Genomic DNA, 3,417 nt, shown 5'->3' with positions numbered 1-3,417 from the left:
CGGCGTCTCACGCTTGAGCAGCGACCGGATTTTCGGCCGGACGAGGTTGGTGATCCAGTTCATCGTCGATTCGGTGGACATTATTTTCTTATCCCTCGCATAAGCTCGGCGTCGCGTTGCTCCTCGCTACGGCCTTGCGGCCCTCGCAGGGTGCCTGGATTTCCGACGATGGCACTCGTTACTTCTTCACGCCGCGCACCGCCCCGGCAAGGCCGGAAACGATGCTGGTTACGGCGGTGACAGTCTTATCCGTCGCCTTGCCATCCGCATCGAGCGAGGTGCGCACGGCTTCGACCAACGCCGAACCGACAACGACACCATCCGCGCCCTTGGCAATCGCAGCGGCATGTTCCGGCGCTTTCACGCCGAAACCGACCGCAACCGGGAGATCGGTATGCCGTTTGATGCGGGAAACCGCCTCGGCCACTTTCGAGAAGTCCGGCGTCGCGGTGCCGGTGATCCCGGTAATCGAGACGTAATAGACAAACCCGGACGTGTTCGAGAGCACGGCCGGCAGGCGCTTGTCGTCGGTGGTCGGCGAGGCCCTGATCCGCTCGTCGGTCGGCAGGAGTTCGGCGCGGGTGCGGCCGAAGTCCACCTCGACGCGGCGGAACAGGGCCCGATGATCGGCCTGGTGATCGGCCAGGATCTTCGCCCACGGCTTGCTCGCCACGCGGGCCAGAGTGGCCTTGTTCAGCGCGGTCGGATCACCCGAGACATCGTCATAGCGGCGGTAGCTGGTCGCCGCGGCAATCAACAGCACAACCTCATCGGCGTCGCGGATGGAGAGAGTCCCGCCCTGCCCTCTGACCTGACCGCCCTTGGCGCGGACATCGGCGCGGCATTCGAACTTGAGCTTGGCGGATATGCCCTGCTGGCTGTCGTTCGACCCAGCCAGCACCAGGCTCCGCCCATCGACCGTCGCGACCGGCTTGGACTTCAGCGGCGAGGCGAAGCCCAGATCCAGGCTGATAGCGCCGCGGCGACTGGCCGAGAGGCGCACGGCGATCACGCCGTCGGGCGCGCTTCCGATCACCTCGCGGACGTAGTCGACGCCGCCGGCGGTAAAGCGCGTCGTGACGATCGCGCCGTCCAGGTCAAGCTCGCGGACATAGCCGGCCGGTTCAGCCAGCCCGGGAAAGTCCAGCTGCAGGTCGCCGATCGTCTGGTACGACATCTGCTGCTTGGGAAGGCCGACGAACTTGGCCTCCGCGAGCTGGGCGGCCTTGGCGTAGTCGCCGGCGTCGATCAGGCGGCGAATCTCCGGCAGAGCCGCGCCGGCCTCAGGATTGATCGGCTCGTAGGGCCCGCCGGCCCAAAGCGTGTCCTCGTTCAGCTGCAACCGCTCGGCGCCGACGCCGCCGAACACCATGGCGCCCAGCCTGCCCGAGCCGACCGGCAGCGCCTCGACCCAGGCCTTGGCCGGTTGGCGGTACCAGAGCCGAAGCGGCGAAACCGTCCCAGCGCGTGCGGAGACGACGGCCATGGCTGGGGCGGCGCCGAGCGCCGCAAGCGTGGATCGACGGGTCAAGGTCATGTCGCGAGCCTCCCAACACGCGAAAAGCCGGACACGCCCTTTGGGTCATGTCCGGCTCTCATTTTCAGATGGGCGTCACGCCCCTTAGTCCAGCGCGACGACGACGACCGACTTGGCCGGAATATCCAGCGTCAGGGTGTCGCCCGCGAGCTTGCCGCCCTTGAACGGAACCGGCGCCACGGTCGGCTTGACCCCGAAGGCGTTCATGGCGTCCATCTTGTCGGCGGTCAGAACCTGACCCGAGACCGACTTGGCCTTGAGACCGCCCAGCGCCACCGACAGCTTCACGCCATCGTCCGGCGACATGTTGGCGACGGCGACATAGGTCTTGCCGTCCTTGCCCTTGGCCGCCGAGGCGTTGAAGGCCGGGATCTTGGTTCCGGCCACGTCGATCTCGGGCGCGGTCACGTCCAGCGGGATCGCCGTCGAATCCTGGAACGGCACGTACATCTTGTAGGCGTAGTAGGTCGGCGTCAGGACGATCTTGTCGCCCTGGGTCAGGATCATCGCCTGCAGCACGTTGATGGTCTGGGCGATGTTCGTCATCTTCACCCGGTCGGTATAGCGGTGGAAGATGTTGAAGTTCGCGGCCGCCAGCACGCCGTCGCGCAGCGTGTTCAGCTGGTAAAGGTGGCCCGGATTGGTGCCCGGCTCGACATCGTACCAGGTGCCCCACTCGTCGACATAGAGGCCAATCCGCTTGCTGGGATCGTTCTTGTCCATGGCGGCGATGTGCTGCTTGAGCAGATCATCCATCCGCAGGGTCTGGGCGAAGGTCTGCCCCCAGGCGGCCTTGTCGAAGCCGGTCGCCGCCCCCTTCTTCGACCACTTGCCGGTCGGGATCGTGTAGTAGTGCAGCGAGATGGCGTCCATGTACTTGCCGGCGTTCTTGGTGACGACGTCGGTCCAGTTCACATCGAACGAATTGGCGCCTGAAGCGATGCGCAGCGCCTTATTGTCGTCGTTCTTGTGGAAAAACGCCGAGAAGCGGCGGTACTCGTTGGCGTAGTACTCGGCGGTCATCTCGCCGCCGCAGCCCCAGCTCTCGTTGCCGATGCCGACGAAGGGCAGGTTGAAGGGCTTGTCGCGCCCATTCGCGCGGCGCTCCTGGGCCAGGGTGTCGTCGCCCGGCGAGATCATGTACTCGATCCACTCGCGCATCTCGGTCGGATTGGACGAGCCGACATTGATCGAGACGTAGGGATCGGCGCCGACCTGCTCGGCGAAGTCCATGAATTCATGCGTGCCGAACGCATTGGTCTCGGGCGAGCCGCCCCACCAGTTGTTCTTGCGCGAAGGACGCTTGTCGCGCGGACCGATGCCGTCGCGCCAGCGATATTCGTCGGCGAAGCAGCCGCCGGGCCAGCGGATCACCGGGGTTTTGATGTCCTTCAGCGCCGCGACGACGTCGCTACGGATGCCGCGGACATTGGGGATCTTCGAGTCCGGGCCCACCCAGACGCCGTCATAGATGCCCGCGCCCAAATGCTCCGAGAATTGTCCATAGATATAACGCGAGATCGGCGCGCCCGGCTTGTCGGCCTTCAAGGTCGCGGTCGCGGCGATTTCCCCCGCCTGCGCACTCGCCGCCATCGCCAGCAGCGCCATCGCTGCGCCTAGAACCGTTTTGGCCATCGCCATCTTGTTTTCCCTCTCCGTTACGCGCGGATGCTTCTGGGCTCCGCCTTGTTCTGGCCGCGTGCATAGCAGCGGTTATTTTGTCGTACAATAAAGTTCGGCCGGAACCAGGCCTTGGTCCATAAAGAAACCGCCGGCCCTCGGAAGGGCCGGCGGCGATCGCGGCTAGTGGTTATCCCTGGGCAGGCCCTTGGTCTGGGCGATGCGCTGGTATTTGACGGCGGGTTCGAGGACGGCGCCGG

2 protein-coding genes are annotated in these 3,417 nt (G+C 65.3%); both read right to left on the bottom strand.

Annotated elements, in window-relative coordinates:
• Positions 1-178: 178 nt before the first annotated feature.
• Positions 179-1,537, bottom strand: a complete 1,359-nt coding sequence (locus tag Q0379_RS05040; RefSeq protein ID WP_299005114.1) for a glycoside hydrolase N-terminal domain-containing protein — start codon at positions 1,535-1,537, stop codon at positions 179-181.
• An 84-nt stretch (positions 1,538-1,621) separates the two neighbouring features.
• Positions 1,622-3,172, bottom strand: a complete 1,551-nt coding sequence (locus tag Q0379_RS05035) for an alpha-N-arabinofuranosidase (protein ID WP_299005117.1) — start codon at positions 3,170-3,172, stop codon at positions 1,622-1,624.
• Between the last annotated feature and the right edge of the window lie 245 nt (positions 3,173-3,417).

Origin of the sequence: uncultured Caulobacter sp. (genome assembly GCF_937900395.1) — a bacterium.
In the GTDB taxonomy this organism is placed as follows: domain Bacteria; phylum Pseudomonadota; class Alphaproteobacteria; order Caulobacterales; family Caulobacteraceae; genus Caulobacter.
The sequence above is the reverse complement of the archived record's forward strand: the minus strand, read 5'-3'. Positions and strand labels throughout refer to the sequence as shown.